The organism is Fervidobacterium sp. (genome assembly GCF_059913585.1).
Window position 1 is genome coordinate 115,734 of sequence record NZ_DBOLZL010000014.1, and the last position, 18,233, is coordinate 133,966.

Below are 18,233 nucleotides of genomic sequence, written 5' to 3' on the forward strand. Positions count from 1 at the left end.
AATGCAAAGTTTGCAAAGTCTGATAATCTATCTTGCAGTAGGAACACTTATCGGTTACTTCCTGTCAAAGATAAATAAGCATCTGGGACCTATTGTGCTTTTTGCGTTATCCATTTTCGGACTTTACGCTCTTTGGGGAATGCCAACAGGGGTGACAGAGCCACTCTTTGGCTTCGAAGGTGTTCTGAAATTCACAGCCTTATCTAAATACCTTTCAATTGTTACCCTGATAGTCTTTGCTTGCTATGGCTTTTTCAACATTTCTTGGATTTCAAAAGCGAAACGTCCAGCAGCGTTCAATGCACTTTCTATATTAACGTTACTCGGCACAATTGGTGTGTTCTTCTCTGCTCATTTAATAGTGCTTTACATATTCTGGGAAATTGCTGTTCTTGCATCACTCTTTATAGTCCCTATGGGAAAAGAAGAGTCGAAAAAAGCGACTATATGGTACGTAGTTATAAGCTCAATAGGTAGTTATCTGTTCCTATACGGTGTCTTCATGCTTCATGAACAGTATGGAACATTTGATATATTCGAAATCGCTCAACACATTCAAAATGCCTCGGCTGGATTTAGATGGACTGTCGTTTTACTGTTACTTGCGGCAGGTATAGCAAAAAGTGGTATATTCCCACTCCACGTGTGGCTCAGAAACGTCCATGGCAACGCGCCAGATACGTTCAGTGCAGTCCTTTCTGGTCAACTTGTGAAGATGGGGTCTTACTTAATCGCTTTAATTTTGAGTGTATTCCCTATAGCAAATATGTTCTCAGAGTTCTACAATGGAGTAAATATCTTTTCCTACATACTTATATGGCTTGGTAATATCTCCATTCTTGTTGGAACACTGATGGCAATAAAGCAAAATGATATGAAGATGCTAATAGCATACTCAACTGTTGCAAACGGAGGCTATATACTTATAGGTTTGGCTACGCTTCATCAGGTTGGCTACGCAGGTGGCTTGTTCCATATAATCAATCACGCGCTTGCCGCAACAATGATATTCCTTGCATTCGCCGCAGTTGTTTACAGAACAGGAACGACAAAGATTGACGAAATGGGTGGACTTATTCATAGGATGCCTGTAACATTTGTCACATACCTTGTTGGTATTATCTCGTTGGCTGGAATTCCACCAACAAGTGGATTTATTTCAAAGTGGATGATTTTCCAGTCACTTGTATCAAGGGGAATGTTTGTTACAGAAATGTTCGTATTTATAGGAAGTATCGGTTCATTCCTCTATGTTTTCAGACCACTTGCTGGTGTCTTCCTTGGTCAACTAAAGAGCAAACACAAAGAAGTTAAAGAAGCACCTATAATTATGCAAATTCCAATGATAATCCTTGTTGCGTTAACAGTTCTTTGGGGTGTATTCCCACAGCAAGTACTTGTTTGGATTACCGATGTCCAAAAAGAATTTGGCATGAAACCATTTGAATTCGAAGGCACCGTGTTAAAAACAAGCATGGGCTATTGGGACACATGGACAGTCTTTGTTATGTTCGCAGTTGGTTTCATAATCGCAGCAGTTATTTACATACTCATGCCGAAAGGAAAGAAGATACCTTTGGAAGACCAGTACACATCTGGTGAATTCCTCCACAACTATGATTTGTACCACTATGCAACTAAGTTCTATGCTTTCCTTGAAAGAGAATACGAAGGTCATCCATCGTTCGAGGACTGGTACTTATCCATTGTGAATGCATTGAAAGCGTTCGGAAAATTCGTTGATTATTTGGCTCGCCGAACGGCTTCAGCTTACATTTTCTGGGCAGCAATTGTTCTTGCGTTAATTATGTGGGTGAGGTGGTAAGCGATGACAGGAGTAGCAACTGTTGGAAGAGTAGCAGGAATACTGTTTACAGCGTTCTTTTTTGGATTGACGTTTGAAGGTATCGGTAGAAAGATAACCGCACGTATACAGAAAAGATACGGGCCACCTTGGTATCAAAATTTTATCGATGTCTTCAAAACATTAACAAAACATGGTTGGACGCACGGTTGGATATTTGATTTCGGCGTACTAATGGCGCTTGGAGGAGTAATTGCAACGCTCTCGTTCGTGCCTCTTGGTAATCTTGTTGCATTCCCAGGTCTTGATAATTTCTTTGTTATCGCATACCTCTTCACAGTTGGTGCACTCGGTATGGCAATGGGTATGGTTGGAACTGGAAACCCCTGGGCATCTATAGGTGTTGCAAGGGCTCTTACACTCATGCTAGGATATGAAGTTCCTTTCCTGATTGTTATAACATCCCTCATGTATTACTACAAAACGGGAAATATTTCTGACATAATAATGGCACAGGCACAATCTGGTCAATGGAATATAGTAAAATTCCCAATAGGTGCGCTTGTTGCTCTCATTTCGCTCCAGGGCATGCTCGGTAAAGAACCGTTTGAGGCACCTATCGCACCAGCGGAAATTGCATCAGGTCCTATGGTCGAACTCTCAGCAAAATACATGGGATTATTGATGCTTATGAACACCTTCATGGAATTCATTGAAATTTCTCTCTTTGTTAATTTCTTCCTCGGAGGTGGTAATTACTTCGAGTTCTTACTCAAATACTTTGTCGTTTGGACTCTTGCGGTCATGATTTCCGCAGTACTTCCGAGGTTCAGAATAGAGCAAGCGGTCGCTTTCTACTGGACGGTTCCGATACTCCTTGCTTTCGTGCAAGCGTTCCTAGTTGTAAATGGTTGGGTATTTTAAGACAAATAGATTAATGCGGAGGTGAAATAGATGGCTCAGATAGACGAAAGAAGTGTGTGGGAAAAGATTGCTGACCAACTCAGAAGTAGATCTATGTGGATGTTGCATTACTGTACCGGTTGTGGTGCGGTGGAACTGCCACCATCAATGACCTCACGATTCGATATGGAACGTCTTGGAATGGGACCTATGGCAACTCCAAGACAGGCCGATATATTCTTAATCACAGGATACCTTAGTGTAAAAACTCTAAGAAGGGTTATATACACATACGAAAAAATGGCTGACCCGAAATATGTTATCGGTTTCGGTTCATGCACCATAAACGGTGGAATTTACTACGATTCATACTCTACAATCAACAGACTTGACTACTATATCCCTGTTGACCTTTACATCGCTGGCTGTATGCCAAGACCAGAGGCAATACTGAATGCTTTTAATACCCTGATGGAAATGATTAGAAAAGGTGAGGCTAACGGTTGGAAACGTTACAAAGAAAATTACGAATGGTACAAGCAAAATCAAATTAGAAGCCTCGGCGAGGTGATTGTCCATGACGAATTCCACGAGTAAACCTGTCGCTGAAATACTCGAAAAGGTTAAAGAACTTTTCAATGTCAAAGTTGAAGACGTTGCAGAAAGGCAATACAAACTTATAGCAGAAAACGATAAGACTATTCCTCTGCTCGCTTTTCTAAAAGAATCGGGTTATTCACACTTGTCAATTCTCACTTGCGTTGACTGGATAGAAGAGAAAAAGTTTGAACTTGTCTACATACTCTTTAACTGGTCCAACGGAGTGACGTTCCTTGTCTCGACGTTTATCGATAGAGACAAACCTGTGTTCTATACTGTGAAAGACATGTGGCCAACGGCTGAGTATTATGAACGCGATGTCCATGAATTCTTTGGTGTAGAGTTTGAAGGAAACGAAAGATGCAAGCTACCGCTCATTCTCGAACTCTGGAACGATTTACCACCATTGAGGAAAGATTTCGACCCATTGAAGTATTCTAAAGAACACTTCCCTGACAGAGAATACGAGAAAGATGCCATACATGAAGCAAAGATAATAAGAGCTGATTTGGAAGATGCGAGGGGTGATATAAATGGGTGAAGTAAAACTGTTCTTTGGTCCAAATCACCCTGGAATGCACGGTAATTTCAGTGTTCACATGTACGTCGAGGGAGATATAGTTGTTAAAGCAAGACCACTTCCAGGGTTTTTACACCGTGGTTTTGAAAAGTTGATGGAAAGAAGACTTTGGTATCAGAACATTGCATTGATACCGAGAATATGTGTGCCTGAGCCCGATATAAACGAAGCTTGCTATGCAATGGCAATTGAAAAGATAGCTAAAGTGGAAGTACCTGAAAGGGCGCAATGGATAAGGATGATAGTCCTCGAACTTGCGCGAATTGCAAACCATCTGTGGTCCTTTGGTGGTATTGGAGGACCTTTAGGAATGTACACAAGTATGTTCTGGAGTGTCGCTGATAGGGACAGAGTACTTGATATTTTTGAAGAATTAACAGGAGCAAGGATTTATCACATGTACATCATACCTGGCGGAGTAAGAAAAGATTTACCACCAAAACTCGAAGAAAAGATTTTGAAACTTCTGGACTACTTAGAACAAAGAATGCCTGAATATGAAACGTTCATTCTTAAAAATAGAATACTCCACACAAGGCTCAAAGGTATTGCAAAGATAGATACAGAAACCTGTTTGAAACTTGGAGTAACGGGTATAGGGTTGAGAGCAACCGGGGTTCCATATGACATCAGAAAAGTTGACCCATACTTATTCTACGACAAGGTAGAATTCGAAATCCCAACTGCTACAGAAGGAGATGCACTTGCAAGAATAAGTTTAAAACCAAAGGAAATAAGGCAGAGTATAAGAATCATCAGGCAAGCGCTTGAAAAGATGCCATCTGGTCCTGTCAATACAAAAATCGGTGATGGAAACGGTTTGAGAATTAGAGTTCCGAAGGGAATGGCGTATGCGCGTGTTGAATCTACGCGTGGAGAATATGGCTATCTTGTCGTTTCCAACGGTGGAGAGACACCCTACAGAGTAGCGGTCAGAGGCGCTTCCTATCCGCAAGGCTTGTATGGTGTTGAACACCTACTGCCTGGAACAAGAATAGACGATGTACCTATCTGGCTTGATACAATGGGCGTTTGTGCCCCAGAAATTGATAGGTAATGGGAGGTGCCGATGATGGAAATAAAAGAAAATAGAATAGAAACCCCAAAGAAAAGTTTCTTCGCACCTTTGATTGCTTGGAAGAACCTTTTTGAAAAACCGGTTACTATCCGTATTCCGAAAGAACAAAGAGAAGCGGCACCAAGATACAGGGGTTTCCATGTGAACGATTGGGAAAAATGTATTGGTTGTGGAACCTGTGCGAAAATATGTCCGACAGATGCAATAACGATGGTCGAAGTACCGGATATGAAACAAGAATACGGTATGAAACCGCAAAGACCTACTATAGATTACGGACGCTGCAGTTTCTGTGCGATGTGTGTTGACATTTGTACAACAGGCTCACTGAAGATGACCAGAGAATACATCTTTGTTTCTCCTAACCCCGAAGATTTCTACTTTGCACCAACTGAAAAGGGGTTGCTCAAGAAGAATCCAGAGGAAATCAAAATTGGCTGGACAAGGGACGAGAATAGTGAACTTCTCGACCTTGATAGAGTAATGCCGGAAATGTTATCAGCAGAAGAACGTGTAAATTCCTTTGTCGAATTTGTAAAAGCGTACAGCAAAGAACAAGCTATAGCAGAAGCGGCAAGGTGTGTGGAGTGTGGTATATGTGTTGACAGATGTCCTGAACACATGCAAATTCCACAATACATAAAGGCTATCTGGAAAGATGATTTGCAAGATGCACTAAAATGGCTCCTTAAGGGTGTGGAAGACCAAAATAACTTTGGTGCAAATCCACTTTCCGGTGTCTGTGGTAGAGTCTGTACACATCGCTGTGAAGAAGTCTGTGCAATCAGTCACAGAGGAGAACCAATTGCTATTAGATGGTTGAAAAGATACATAACAGATAGCGTTCCGGCTGAGAAATGGCATGAGATTGTGACCTTTGATGTCAAAAAACAACCCAAAAAAGTTGCTATCGTTGGCAGTGGACCTGCCGGATTGTCTGCTGCTTATTTCTTAGCAACAATGGGCTACGAAGTAGATATCTACGAAGCACTTAATCGCCCTGGCGGTGTGATGAGATACGGTATCCCAAGATACAGGCTTCCAGATGAAGCACTTGACAGAGACATCGCGTTCATTGAATCACTTGGTGTAAGAATCCTCACTGGTGTTGCTGTAGGAAAAGATATCACTTTTGATGAGTTGAAAAACAAATACGATGCGATATTCTTGGCAACAGGTTTGACACTTGGTAGGTCAACAAAAATACCAGGTTCAGACCATCCAGATGTTGTCCAAGCTTTACCACTGCTGAGGGCTATCAGAGATTACCTACGTGGTGAAGGTCCTGAGCCAAAAATACCAAAACGTGTCGTAGTCATCGGTGGTGGAAATGTTGCAATGGATATTGCAAGGAGCATGGCAAGGTTACAAAAGATGAAATACGGGGAAGTAAACGTAACTGTCACTTGTCTTGAGAGAACACACGACGAAATGCCTGCTGATATGGAAGAAATCGAGGAAGCTATTGAGGAAGGAGTCAAAATCTGCCCGGGTTGGGGTCCACGAAGGGTAGTCTTTGACGACAAGGATAACATCAAAGGTATTGAATGTGTCAAATGTGTTGAAGTATTCGATGAAAACAGAAGGTTTAACCCAAAATTTGACGAATCAAAAGTCCAATACTACGATGGTGATATGATAATTGAAGCTATCGGTCAAGCACCAGATTATTCATATCTACCAGAGGAATGGAAATCCAAACTCCAGTTCGTTGGTCCAAGGATACTGACAAATAACCTTCGGCAAACGCAAATTCCATGGTTGTTCGCTGGTGGAGACATAGTTAACGGACCAGACATAATACATGGTGTTGCAGATGGATATTGGGCAGCAAGGGGTATTGACCAGTATCTAAGAGAACAGAAATAAGAACGCTAATCTTATCTTATCCTCACATTGGGAGGTGGGCTACATGTACGATGTGCTTAAATTAGCGGAACAATTCGAAATCGAAGGATACAAATTCTATACTGCAAAAAAACAGGAAGTTAAAAACAAGTCCGTCGCTGAAATTTTTGAATACCTTGCGCAGATGGAAAAAGAACATACCGAATTCATCCGAAACCTGATGAAATCTCTTGAGGAAGGTAGAGAAATATCTGAAATGCCTGATCAAAGCACGAGCTATTTTAAATCACGCTATGAAGGTCAGAAGATTTCAGAAACATCACCAGAAGACGACATTGCAGACCTTTCTGTTTTAAGAATGGCTTACTTGATTGAAAAAGACTTCATGGAATTTTACGGTAAGGCAGCTGAGAAAGAACCCAACGAAAAAGTAAAAAAGATTTTGACAACTTTGAGAGACTGGGAAGAAGGACACAAAAAGATAATCGAGGACCAAATCAAAGCAATAATTGAGAAAAACAACCTTGAACTTGGATTTTATCCTTTCTGAAGACAATCCAACATCATTGAACAATTAACCGGGGCCGAAAGGTCCCCGGTTTTTTTATCCATCAGGTTGAAAACATGAGATCCTACAGAGATTATGCATATATTCAGTAACGGTTGGCTTTAAATATGCTTTTAAGGACTGTTTTAAGCTTTCAAAATTTTGACTCTTTTTTGTATAATGTGACAAAAAATAGAAAATTGTTACATGCAGCTTAGTAAAGCATGTATCTGGCTCTTGAGAACTGCCTGTTAGTTTATCAACTCTTCGAAGGGAGGGGTAGTTGTGAAGAAGATTTTGTTTGTTTTGCTGATTCTTTTTGCGGTCGTTGCACTTTCGGCGATTAGGATAGGTGTCTTTGAACCACTTACCGGTGCTTTTGCTGCAGGCGGTCAACTCACTTTGAAAGGCATCAGACTCGCTAACGAAATGTACCCAACTGTTCTAAACCAAAAAGTTGAACTGATAGTTCTTGACAACAAGACCGACAAAGTTGAGGCTGCTAACGCAGTCACAAGACTGATTCAAGTTTATAACGTGAGCGCCATCATCGGTAGTTACGGTAGCTCGCTGGCAATTCCAGGAAGTGAAGTTGCTAATAAGATGAAAGTTCCAATGGTAGGCTGTTCACCAACGAACCCACTAGTGACAAAGGACAAAGAGTATGTCTTTAGGGTATGTTTCATCGACCCGTTCCAGGGAAGAGTCATGGCAAAGTTCGCAGTTGAAACGCTTGGTGCCAAAACTGCTTTCATCATACAGGATATCTCATCCGACTACTCAGTAGGTTTGGCACATTACTTCAGAAATGCGTTCATAGAATTCACAAAGAACTCTAAATCTGTAGTTGGAGTAGCATCTTACCAAGGCGGTGACCAAGATTTCACAGCTCAACTCACTCTTGCAAAATCCAAAAACTCAGATGTTCTGTTCATCCCGGCAGGTTCATACGGAGACGCAGCTCTTATTATGAAACAAGCACGAGAAATGGGAATAAAGTCGATATTCCTTGGCGGAGATACATGGGAAGTACCAGAAATTGTGGAAGTTGGTGGTAATGCTGTTGAAGGTGCGTATTTCAGCACACATTTTGATGAAAAGGCCATGACAACTGAGATGACAAAAAAGTTCGTAGAAGCTTACAGGAAGAAATACAACGAAGAACCAAGTGCATTTGCTGCTCTTGGTTTTGATGCTTACCTTGTGATCATTGACGCAATAAATAGAGCGAAATCGGCGAAACCTGAAGATATAAAGAATGCTCTTGCACAAACAAAGAAATTCCAAGGTGCGACTGGTTCAATCACGTTTGACGAAAATGGTGACGCAATTAAAGATGCAATAGTAAAGAAAATTGAAAATGGGAAATTCAAACTCGTAAGTATCGTTAAACCATAATTGTTGGCGTTATTAGAGAGAAGGGGTGATGCATATGTTAAAGCGTTTATTTACTATTCTTGGACTCTTATTGATCTTCTCTGCTATTTTTGCGGCTAACGAAATAGTTATCGGTGTCACACAACCACTCACAGGAAACTATGCAATGGGTGGACAACTTGGAATGCGAGGTATAGAAATGGCCTACGAAGAAGTTCCCAGTGTGCTCGGCAGACCTATCAAATTGGTAGTTCTCGATAACAAAAGTGACAAAATAGAAGCGGCAAATGTCGTAACAAGACTAATAGAGCAATTCAAAGTGTGTGCTATTTTAGGAACTTACTCGAGTGCGCTTGGAATTCCTGGTGCGGAAATTGCCAACAAGAATAAGTAGTATACATAGCACCGTCAAATACAAACCCACTTGTGACAAAGGATAAACCTTTTGTATTCAGGGTATGTTTCATTGATCCTTTCCAAGGAACAGTGATGGCAAAGTTTGCAGTTCAACATTTGAAAGCAAAGACGGCAGCAGTAATCTACGATGTTTCAAATGACTATTCAGTTGGACTTGCATACTACTTCCGAGACGCTTTCGTAAAACTCACAGGTGACCCAAAATCTGTCAAAGTTTATATCGCCTACCAAGGAGGAGACCAAGACTTCACAGCACAATTAACAGCGATTAAAAAAGCGAACCCAGATGTCATATTCATACCTGCTGGCATAGTTGGTGATGCCGCACTTATCGCTAAGCAAGCTCGAGAACTCGGACTCAAACAACCTCTACTTGGCGGAGACACTTGGGATTTGCCACAGTTGATTGAAATTGGCGGAAGCGCCGTTGAAGGAGCCTACTATAGCACAATGTTCGATGTTAAAGCCGAACTTTCAGACAAAACAAAACCGTTTGTGGAAAAATACAGAAAGAAATACAACGAAGACCCAGGGTACTTACCTGCTCTTGCCTATGATGCATACATGGTGTTGGTAGACGCTATTAAGAGGGCCGGTTCAGACGATCCAGAAAAAATCAGAAGAGCGTTGCTTACAACAGACTTTATAGGTGTTTCTGGAAGGATAAGATTTGACCAAAACCGTGACGCAATAAAAGATGCTGTTATTAAAACCATCAAGAACGGAAAATTTGAATTCGTGACAGTTATCAAAGGTGAATGATACAATCATCAGCTTGTTGCGTGGGAATGGTTAAAGGCCATTCCCACGTTTTAAAGAACCAATGCATGAGGTTCAAAGTTTTGCAAGTAGATTTCACAAATCTTGGGGGTGTTTTCATAATGGATATAAGCTTGTTTTTACAACATCTTGTTAACGCCATTTCTCTTGGTTTCGTCTTCGGTTTGGTAGCTGTTGGATACGCCCTTGTTTATGGTGTTGTTAAGCTGGTTAATTTCGCACATGGTGATGTATTCATGATGGCTGCTTATTTCATGTTTTACACGTCGCTCATATTCGGTGCACCATGGCTAAGTGCTGTTATATTAGGTATCGTTCTCACTTCATTATTGGGTGTTGGTATCGAAAAAGTTGCCTACAAACCTTTAAGAAAGTATCCAAGGATAAATTCACTTGTTTCATCGATAGGTATGTCTTTCTTGCTGCAAAACTTCGCCGTTGTGGTTTTCGGTGGTATTCAAAGGTCATTTCCAGTTCCCGAACCGATGAAGAAAACACTAATATTTGGCGAAATAAGGGTTCAAGCAGTTTCGATTTACACTATCATCTTTTCCATTATAGTTGTACTCATACTGACGTTCATATTACAAAAAACGAAAATAGGACTTGCTATGCGAATTCTCTCAAGAGATTTCGATACAGCCAGGCTAATGGGAATAAATGTAAACAGAACTATATCTTTTACCTTCGCTCTTGGTTCCGCTCTTGCTGCAGTCAGCGCCGTGTTCTGGGCGCTCAGGTACCCCCAGATTTTCCCGTTTATGGGGCAATATCCAGGCAGTAGAGCATTTATAGCCGCTGTAGTTGGTGGCATTGGTAGCCTTAAGGGAGCACTTATCGGTGGGTTCGTCTTAGGCTTACTAACGGTTTTAATACCTGCTTTCTTTCCCGAATATTCTGGGTACCGTGAAGCGTTCATATTCTTGCTTTTGGTGCTTGTCTTAATTTTCAAACCAAATGGGCTCTTTGGTCAAGAGGTTGGTGAGAAATTATGAAACGTTCAACGAGAATTGTGCTTAGTATCTTGTTTATAATCTTGATATACGTGTTTGTCTTCTTTGCCGAAAAACATATGGACCCGTTCATTAAAAGGATACTGAATACAGGGTTCATATACGTCATTCTTGCGGTTAGTTTGAATTTAATAAATGGATTCACAGGGCAATTTTCTCTTGGTCATGCAGGCTTCATGGCAATAGGTGCATATACATCGGCGTTACTTTACATGTCGCCAGAAAACAAAATGTCAAACTTTTTCATGGAACCTCTAATATCTCCTTTGGACAGGATCCAGATACCATTTTTCTGGGCTTTAATTGTTGGTGGATTAATGGCTGCACTTGCAGGTTTTATAGTAGGTGCTCCTTCTTTGAGAGTTCGCGGAGACTACCTTGCTATAGTAACGTATGGTTTTTCTGAGATTATTCGTTCGCTTTTCAACAACCTTCAAAATATCACAAACGGACCTCTTGGTCTTAAAGGGCTTCCAACATACACTAACCTTTGGTGGACTGTTAGTTGGGCAATTATCACCGTTATAGTAGTCAGAAGAATAGTCGACAGCTCTTATGGAAGAGCTTTAAAGGCTATTAGGGATGACGAAGTTGCTGCAGAAAATCTTGGAATAAACCTTTTCAAGCACAAAGTTCTTGCATTTGTAGTTGGTGCATTCTTTGCAGGAGTCGCAGGTGGATTACTCGGAAGTCTGCTTATGACTATAGATCCAAACTCGTTCAGCATACTCTTCACATATCAAATAATAACAATAATACTCTTGGGCGGGCTTGGTAATATAACAGGTAGCGTTGTCGTTGCAATCGGTTTCGCTTTCCTTATGGAAGCATTAAGATTCGTGGAAATGCCTATGAAAATCTTTGGTATTACAATCCCTGGAATACTTGGTATGCGTATGCTCATATTCTCAATACTGCTTATGATTACAATCCTCTTCTTTAGAAAAGGACTATTTGGAGAGAGAGAATTCACGTGGGAAGGATTTGTTCGTTTGTTTACTAAAAGGAAGGTGAACCAACAATGACAGTAACCCAAACTATCCAACAACCAACGAATGAAAAGAGAACAATTTTAAAAATGGAACACGTAACAAAACGTTTTGGCGGTCTTTTAGCAGTTTCTGACTTTAATTTAGACCTCAAAGAAGGAGAGTTATTAGGTCTCATAGGTCCCAATGGAGCAGGGAAAACTACAATATTCAACCTAATCACACACGTCTTTCCAGTCACTGAAGGTAGAATTGAATTTATGGGACGAGACATCACAAGGTTAAAGACCGACAAAATTATAAGACTAGGTATTGCACGAACATTTCAGAACATAAGATTATTTGGAAGTATGACTGTCAAAGAAAATATAATGACTGCATTTCATGCACACTTGAAGTCTGATTTATTCTCCGCAGTCGCATTTCTACCAAATTACCAAAGAGAGGAAGAATACATCCATAGCATGACCTTGGAACTAATGAAAGAAGTTGGAATTGACCATTTGGCTGACTATAAGGCAACTTCATTACCATATGGTTTACAAAGAAAGCTTGAAATCGCACGTGCACTGGCAACTAGACCGAAACTACTCTTGCTTGACGAACCAGCCGCAGGTATGAACCCTGATGAAACACTTGAATTGAACAAATTGATACTTGACATTCGAGAAAAGTTCAAACTCACAATTATAGTTATTGAGCACGACATGAAAGTTATAATGAACATTTGTGAGAGAATCATTGTGCTCGACCACGGTGTAACCATTGCCGAAGGAACACCTGAAGAGATACAGAAAAATCCAGTTGTTATAAAGGCTTACTTAGGTGCAGGTGATGAAGATGCTTGAGATATTAGACCTCCATGTCCATTACGGTGGAATTCATGCGCTAAAAGGAATCTCGATGAAAGTTGAGGAAGGTCAAATCATATCACTCATCGGGGCTAACGGCGCAGGTAAGTCAACCACACTGCGCACGATATGTGGTCTAAAGGAAGCCACCAGAGGTAGTATTAAGTACAAAGGAATAGAACTTACCAAACTTGATACTAGTGAGATAGTTAAACTTGGGGTAACTATGGTTCCAGAAGGTAGGCGCGTATTTTCCAATCTCACCGTCTACGAAAACTTGCTTGCAGGTGCCTACCTAAGAAAAGATAAGGATGGTATAAAAAAAGACATAGAGTACGTATTTGAACTCTTCCCAAGATTGAAAGAAAGAATCAACCAACGCGCAGGAACACTATCTGGTGGCGAACAACAAATGCTTGCAATAGGTAGAGCATTAATGTCGCGTCCAAAATTACTTCTGTTGGATGAACCGTCCCTAGGTCTAGCACCAGTGCTAGTTAAGGAAGTTTTCCAAATGATCAAAAAGATACACAGCGAGGGAGTTACTATATTACTTGTTGAACAAAATGCTTATGAAGCATTAAAACTATGTGATTATGGCTACGTACTTGAAACAGGTCGAATTGTCTTGCAAGGCACAGGTAAAGAACTACTGGAAGATGAGAGAGTGAGAAAGGCATATCTTGGAGGGTAATAAAAGAAAATTATTAAAGCAATAGCGCAAGTGAAAAGCGGAGGTCACCCTCCGCTTTTTGTTTTTCTCAGGCGAATGTGTTATAATCTTTATTTGGAACCCAGCTTGTAGAATCATCCAGATATAGCAAGGAGAGTTTCCTGTATGAAATTGGAGAATTTGTATGAAGTGCTAAGAGACATACACGGTCCCCAAGGCAAATGGTGGCCCGGAACAGCTAAAGAAATTATAGTTTCAGCGTTACTTACGCAGAATACCAACTGGAAGAATGTCGAAAAGGCACTTGAGAACATTAAAAAACACTGCAAAAACGATATTCTACATTGTCTGGCAAAAATGAGCACCGAGGAGATATCTGTTTTGATAAAACCTGCAGGCTTTTTCAATGTAAAAGCCCAAAGACTGAAAAATCTTTTAAAGTGGCTGAAAAGCTATGACTTTGATTTAGAGAGAATCAAAACAAAAAGCATCGGAGAGATAAGAAATGAACTTCTGTCCGTAAAAGGAATTGGAAAGGAAACTGCTGATTCTATAATACTTTACGCATTAGAGTTGCCCATCTTTGTTGTAGATGCTTACACAAAAAGGTTACTTGAAAGGCTCTTACGTATCAAATTAAAAGAATATGACGAGTATAGATTACTTTTCGAAACAACGTATCCCAAAGATGTGGCACTTTATCAAGAATTCCATGGCCTTATAGTTGAACATGCCAAGACGTTTTGCAGAACAAAACCGCTGTGTGAAACATGTCCTATAGAATCTTGCAGATACAAAAATCCTAAAGATTAAGCAACATGGCTCCGGTTCGCCGGAGCCATGTTGAATTGCGTTGCATGAAGAAAATAGTTTCGTACTTATTGCTGTTTGTAAAGTTCGAAGTAGTCGTTACCGGGTCTCATTGGGTTTGGATACCAACCTTTAACCCAAGCTCTTTGAGCCCTTACACCAACTGGTTGATAAATAGGAATACTGATGTAATTATCTATTGCGAATTTTTGTATCTGCACATACAACCTCGCTCGTTCTTCTGGATCTGATGAATTTCTCGCCATTTCTATAAGCTCATCCAAGCTCTTACCACCAAGTTCTTTTCTCGGTGTGCTGACAAATTTTTTGAAATTATCTCCCTGCCTTGGTGCGTAAGTCCCGGCAGAATGGTAGAACGTGAAAATGAAATTATCTGGGTCTGGGAAGTCTGCAAGCCAGTTGAAGATTGGCATTGGAAGTTCTGCTTTTCTCATAGCATCAAGGTAACTTGGCCAGTTGAGTGCTGCTATATCAACTTTGATTTTTCCAGGAGCTATCATTTCAAGATATGTCTTTATCATTTCCGCTATCCTTTGCCTCATTAAGTTTCCAGTGTTGTAAGCTAGTGTGAACTTGAGACCTATCTTTAAGGCTTTTCCGTTCCATGCTTTTTCAAGCGCCTTTCTTGCTTCGGTCAGATTGAACTTATAGAGTGGCAATGTTGGGTCAAACCCTAAAAGTCCATTGGGCAATGCTGCAGGAATTCTTGTTCCGTACCCTTTTAGAACATCCCTTATCACTGCGTCGTAATTGATGATATAGGATATCGCTTTTCTCGCGTTGACGTCGCTAAAGAAATCTGGAGGCATTCCGTTTCCATCCCATTTTCCGCTACCTATGTATTTGCTATTTGGTGAAACTGACCAGGAGAATCCCACAACGGTGACTGACATAGATGGAATGTTGTCTATAATTTGTATGTCCTTGTTCCCTCTTATCTGGTCAAGATATTCAAGAACAACGGCGATATCATCAGCATCACCTTTTTCGAGCATAAGTTTTCTTGTACCCCACTCACTAACAGTGAGCAGAATAACCTTCTTAAGTCTTGGTTCACCGCGCCAGTAGTCTTTGAAGGCTTCAAGAACGACTTTCCTGTTTGTTCTGTCCCATTCTACAAGTCTGTATGGTCCCGTCCCTATTGCTGTTGCATACAGTGGTGATTTTTCCTTAGCTATGTTTCTATACTTCCACCAAGTATCCGGTTTTCCATCCCATAGTCCCATCTTAATAGATGTTTCTTTGTCAAGCACAGCGGACCATCCAACTGTGTGCGCAATTATCGTCAGGAACGGACCATATGGCCTTGCAAGTTTAAATATAATGTTGTCTCCTTCAACTTCAATAGCTGGGTCTATAACTTCTTTGTACATTTGAACCAACTTGTCCTTGTATTCAGGTAGTGGCTCACCATCTTTAAATACCTCAGAAACAGGTTTTCCAACATACTTTTGTATCATCTCGTTGAGTGAGTTAACACCGAAAATGGCGTTCCAAAGCATCCACATTGGACCACCAGTAGGGTCGTAAAGCAATCCCCTTTCAAAAGAATACTCAACATCTTCTGGTGTCAACGTTGCACCGTTATGGAACTTAACTCCTTTCCTTATAGGAAACACATATGTCTTTCCGCCGTCTCTGATAAGTCCGTTCTTAACACTTGGAACTTGTGTTGCCAACCTTGGTTCAAATTCTGTCAAACTACTGCCTTTATAAGCAATAAGGCTTTCGTAGACGTTGTAAATCACTTCTCCACTAACAGTGTCATAAGCTTGATGAATATCAAGGGTATCCGGTTCACCAACACCTGCTGAAACATAGATAGTGGGGTCAAATGCAAAACTAACAACCGCAAGAATTAACAAACTTACCAGTAGATACTTCATATGTTTCACAGCAATCCCCCCTTTCAAAGTGTGACCTCATTCCTTACTTCTTTTCAACCATTATAGCATACTCTTAAAAAATGCTTCAATCATTTTCAAAATTTCAAAAAGATATTAAAGAAAGCCTATTCTTAAACGGGTATTACAAATAAAGGCTATAATTCCTGACTACGTTTATACGCTTCGTATATTGCCGACATTATTGCACCTTTAACGCCGTTCCTTTCCAGTTCATACAAGCCACGTATTGTGACACCACCGGGCGAAGAGACAAGATATTTCAATCTTGAGGGTTCGATACTCATATGTTCAAGCAGTTTTATGGAACCTTCGAACGTTCGCAAAACTATGTCGCGTGCATAATCTGGATTAACACCTATGTTTATAGCCCCCTCTATAAAACTTTCCAAGATGAAAGCAACAAAAGCCGGACCACTGCTGTTCAACACGGTAAACGCATCAAATTTTTCTTCCTCTAACTCTATGGATTCTCCCAATGGATAGATAAGCTTCTCAAATTCATGGCGCTTTTCCCAAGGAATATCTCTGCTGTAACACACAGCAGTTATACCTATTGAAATTCTTGAAGTTATCGTTGGCATTATCCTGATAACCATCTTCTTGTTAGTTGAGCTCATAATTTCATCAATTCTCTTGCCAGCGGCCGTGCTAACAAGAATGCCGTGTTCATCTTGAATTTTTGCTAATGCATCATAAACTTCTTTGGATTGCTGGGGTTTAACACACAAAAATGTATAGTCCGAATTTAGATATACTTCGCTAACCCCTGAACAAATCTTTATGTTTTCAAAAACTTCATACTTTCTAACTTTCTCAATAGACCTGTTATAAATGTAAAACTCGTGCTCAGCTTTTTCATTGAGAACCTCCAAAATCATGCTTCCAATATTCCCAACACCTACTATACCTAACTTCATTATTAACACCTCTTAAAATAAAAGTTTTCAGTTCTCTTCCAAAATCAAGTTGTCCGCGTGAATTACTTCGTCGTAAGTGTAGATTTCCTCAGGAATTTCGGAACTTTTCATCCCTTTTATTTTATTTAAGTCATCACTTGAGTAATTCGTTATCCCACGACCAACTATTTTGTCGCCAAAAGTTATTAATACCACGTCGCCTTTTTCAAATTTACCTTCAACGCCGGTTATACCAACTGGAAGCAAACTCTTTCTTTCAAGCAGAGCAAGATAGGCACCATCATTGATACGTATAATTCCCTTTGGTTTGCTTATATACTTAACCCACGATTCTTTTTTACTAAGTTTTCTTTGCTTTGAAAGCACAAACTCGGTACCACATCGTTCACCGGAGATAATTTTCTTTACACATTCGAAAGACCTACCATTGACAACGTAGGCTTTGACGCCACTTTCAACAGCGATTTTGCCTGCCATAATCTTCGATGAAATTCCTCCAGAACCAAAAGATGTCTTCCCGAGCTCTGCCAATTTTGGGTTCTCTGTATCAACAGGATATTCTGAAATTACCCTGCCATCTTCTCCAATAACTCCATCAACCGAAGTCATCAAGAACAGAATATCTGCTCCCCAACATACCGAAAACATCGCTGAAAGAACATCATTATCACCAAACTTTATTTCATCAACCGCTACCGAGTCATTCTCATTAACAATAGGTATAATCCCCAATTCACTTAATCCTATCAAAGTGTTTCTCAAATTTAAAAATCTCTGACGATTGATAAAATCATCTTTCGTCAAAAGGATCTGAGCAACATGTCTACCATAAAATTCAAACGCTTGTTGATAGATTTGCATTAACACAGGTTGACCTATAGCACACAACGCTTGTTTGGATATCATGTTTCTCGCTAAATTTTGTGGTGAAATCAAAGCCATCCCTGATGCAGCTGCTCCAGATGAAACTATTGCAACCTGATTCCCAGCTTCAATGAGTTCGTTAGTTAAAGAAACCAGTCTTATTATGAACCCTTTATCGATATCCTTACTTTTAACTAGAAGGTTACTCCCAACTTTCAAAACTATCTTCGGCATCATTCATTCCTCCCAGATGC

Annotated in this window: 16 protein-coding genes and 1 pseudogene; 14 read left to right on the forward strand and 3 right to left on the reverse strand. The window is 40.4% G+C overall.

The annotated features are described in order from the left end of the window. Window position 1: 1 nt before the first annotated feature. The 14 genes and pseudogenes from AC3M61_RS05315 (at window position 2) to AC3M61_RS05380 (ending at window position 14,273) form a co-directional block, all read left to right on the forward strand. On the forward strand, window positions 2-1,825 hold the full coding sequence (locus tag AC3M61_RS05315; RefSeq protein ID WP_500779844.1) for a proton-conducting transporter transmembrane domain-containing protein: 1,824 nt from the start codon (window positions 2-4) through the stop codon (window positions 1,823-1,825). A gap of 3 nt (window positions 1,826-1,828) precedes the next feature. Then, the gene (locus AC3M61_RS05320; RefSeq protein WP_500779845.1) at window positions 1,829-2,728 is read left to right on the forward strand and encodes a respiratory chain complex I subunit 1 family protein; all 900 of its coding nucleotides are present in this window, start codon (window positions 1,829-1,831) and stop codon (window positions 2,726-2,728) included. A 39-nt stretch (window positions 2,729-2,767) separates the two neighbouring features. After that, complete coding sequence (locus AC3M61_RS05325; protein WP_500780020.1) at window positions 2,768-3,304, forward strand: NuoB/complex I 20 kDa subunit family protein; 537 nt, start codon at window positions 2,768-2,770, stop codon at window positions 3,302-3,304. Next, the gene (locus AC3M61_RS05330) at window positions 3,285-3,848 is read left to right on the forward strand and encodes an NADH-quinone oxidoreductase subunit C (RefSeq protein WP_500779846.1); all 564 of its coding nucleotides are present in this window, start codon (window positions 3,285-3,287) and stop codon (window positions 3,846-3,848) included. Before AC3M61_RS05325 ends, AC3M61_RS05330 begins: the two co-directional genes overlap by 20 nt. Then, window positions 3,841-4,944, forward strand: a complete 1,104-nt coding sequence (locus tag AC3M61_RS05335) for an NADH-quinone oxidoreductase subunit D (protein ID WP_500779847.1) — start codon at window positions 3,841-3,843, stop codon at window positions 4,942-4,944. Before AC3M61_RS05330 ends, AC3M61_RS05335 begins: the two co-directional genes overlap by 8 nt. Before the next feature lie 15 nt (window positions 4,945-4,959). Further along, a complete protein-coding gene (locus AC3M61_RS05340) occupies window positions 4,960-6,834 on the forward strand; it encodes an FAD-dependent oxidoreductase (protein ID WP_500779848.1) in 1,875 nt (624 codons plus the stop codon). A 43-nt stretch (window positions 6,835-6,877) separates the two neighbouring features. Continuing rightward, window positions 6,878-7,363 carry a ferritin-like domain-containing protein gene (locus tag AC3M61_RS05345; protein WP_500779849.1) on the forward strand — a complete coding sequence of 162 codons (486 nt, stop codon included), beginning with the start codon at window positions 6,878-6,880 and terminating at the stop codon, window positions 7,361-7,363. A gap of 282 nt (window positions 7,364-7,645) precedes the next feature. Further along, the gene (locus AC3M61_RS05350; RefSeq protein WP_500779850.1) at window positions 7,646-8,758 is read left to right on the forward strand and encodes an ABC transporter substrate-binding protein; all 1,113 of its coding nucleotides are present in this window, start codon (window positions 7,646-7,648) and stop codon (window positions 8,756-8,758) included. A gap of 145 nt (window positions 8,759-8,903) precedes the next feature. Beyond that, a pseudogene (locus AC3M61_RS05355) lies at window positions 8,904-9,916 on the forward strand (ABC transporter substrate-binding protein). A gap of 119 nt (window positions 9,917-10,035) precedes the next feature. After that, window positions 10,036-10,929, forward strand: a complete 894-nt coding sequence (locus AC3M61_RS05360; protein ID WP_500779851.1) for a branched-chain amino acid ABC transporter permease — start codon at window positions 10,036-10,038, stop codon at window positions 10,927-10,929. Continuing rightward, window positions 10,926-11,972: a branched-chain amino acid ABC transporter permease gene (locus tag AC3M61_RS05365; protein ID WP_500779852.1), complete on the forward strand. Its 1,047-nt coding sequence runs from the start codon at window positions 10,926-10,928 to the stop codon at window positions 11,970-11,972. The genes AC3M61_RS05360 and AC3M61_RS05365 overlap by 4 nt, the downstream gene beginning before the upstream one ends. Beyond that, window positions 11,969-12,784: an ABC transporter ATP-binding protein gene (locus tag AC3M61_RS05370; RefSeq protein WP_500779853.1), complete on the forward strand. Its 816-nt coding sequence runs from the start codon at window positions 11,969-11,971 to the stop codon at window positions 12,782-12,784. The genes AC3M61_RS05365 and AC3M61_RS05370 overlap by 4 nt, the downstream gene beginning before the upstream one ends. Further along, the gene (locus AC3M61_RS05375; protein ID WP_500779854.1) at window positions 12,777-13,481 is read left to right on the forward strand and encodes an ABC transporter ATP-binding protein; all 705 of its coding nucleotides are present in this window, start codon (window positions 12,777-12,779) and stop codon (window positions 13,479-13,481) included. Before AC3M61_RS05370 ends, AC3M61_RS05375 begins: the two co-directional genes overlap by 8 nt. A 144-nt stretch (window positions 13,482-13,625) precedes the next feature. Next, window positions 13,626-14,273: an endonuclease III domain-containing protein gene (locus AC3M61_RS05380; protein ID WP_500779855.1), complete on the forward strand. Its 648-nt coding sequence runs from the start codon at window positions 13,626-13,628 to the stop codon at window positions 14,271-14,273. Between the two features lie 65 nt (window positions 14,274-14,338). Here AC3M61_RS05380 and AC3M61_RS05385 read toward each other — a convergent pair whose 3' ends face one another. The 3 genes from AC3M61_RS05385 to proB all read right to left on the reverse strand — a co-directional run bounded on the left by AC3M61_RS05385 (window position 14,339) and on the right by proB (window position 18,213). After that, window positions 14,339-16,177 (reverse strand): ABC transporter substrate-binding protein, encoded by a 1,839-nt coding sequence (locus tag AC3M61_RS05385; RefSeq protein WP_500780021.1) that lies wholly within the window; start codon window positions 16,175-16,177, stop codon window positions 14,339-14,341. A 155-nt stretch (window positions 16,178-16,332) separates the two neighbouring features. Next, complete coding sequence (gene proC / locus AC3M61_RS05390) at window positions 16,333-17,115, reverse strand: pyrroline-5-carboxylate reductase (protein ID WP_500779856.1); 783 nt, start codon at window positions 17,113-17,115, stop codon at window positions 16,333-16,335. 27 nt (window positions 17,116-17,142) lie between these two features. Beyond that, window positions 17,143-18,213 carry a glutamate 5-kinase gene (gene proB / locus AC3M61_RS05395; RefSeq protein ID WP_500779857.1) on the reverse strand — a complete coding sequence of 357 codons (1,071 nt, stop codon included), beginning with the start codon at window positions 18,211-18,213 and terminating at the stop codon, window positions 17,143-17,145. Window positions 18,214-18,233 lie beyond the last annotated feature (20 nt).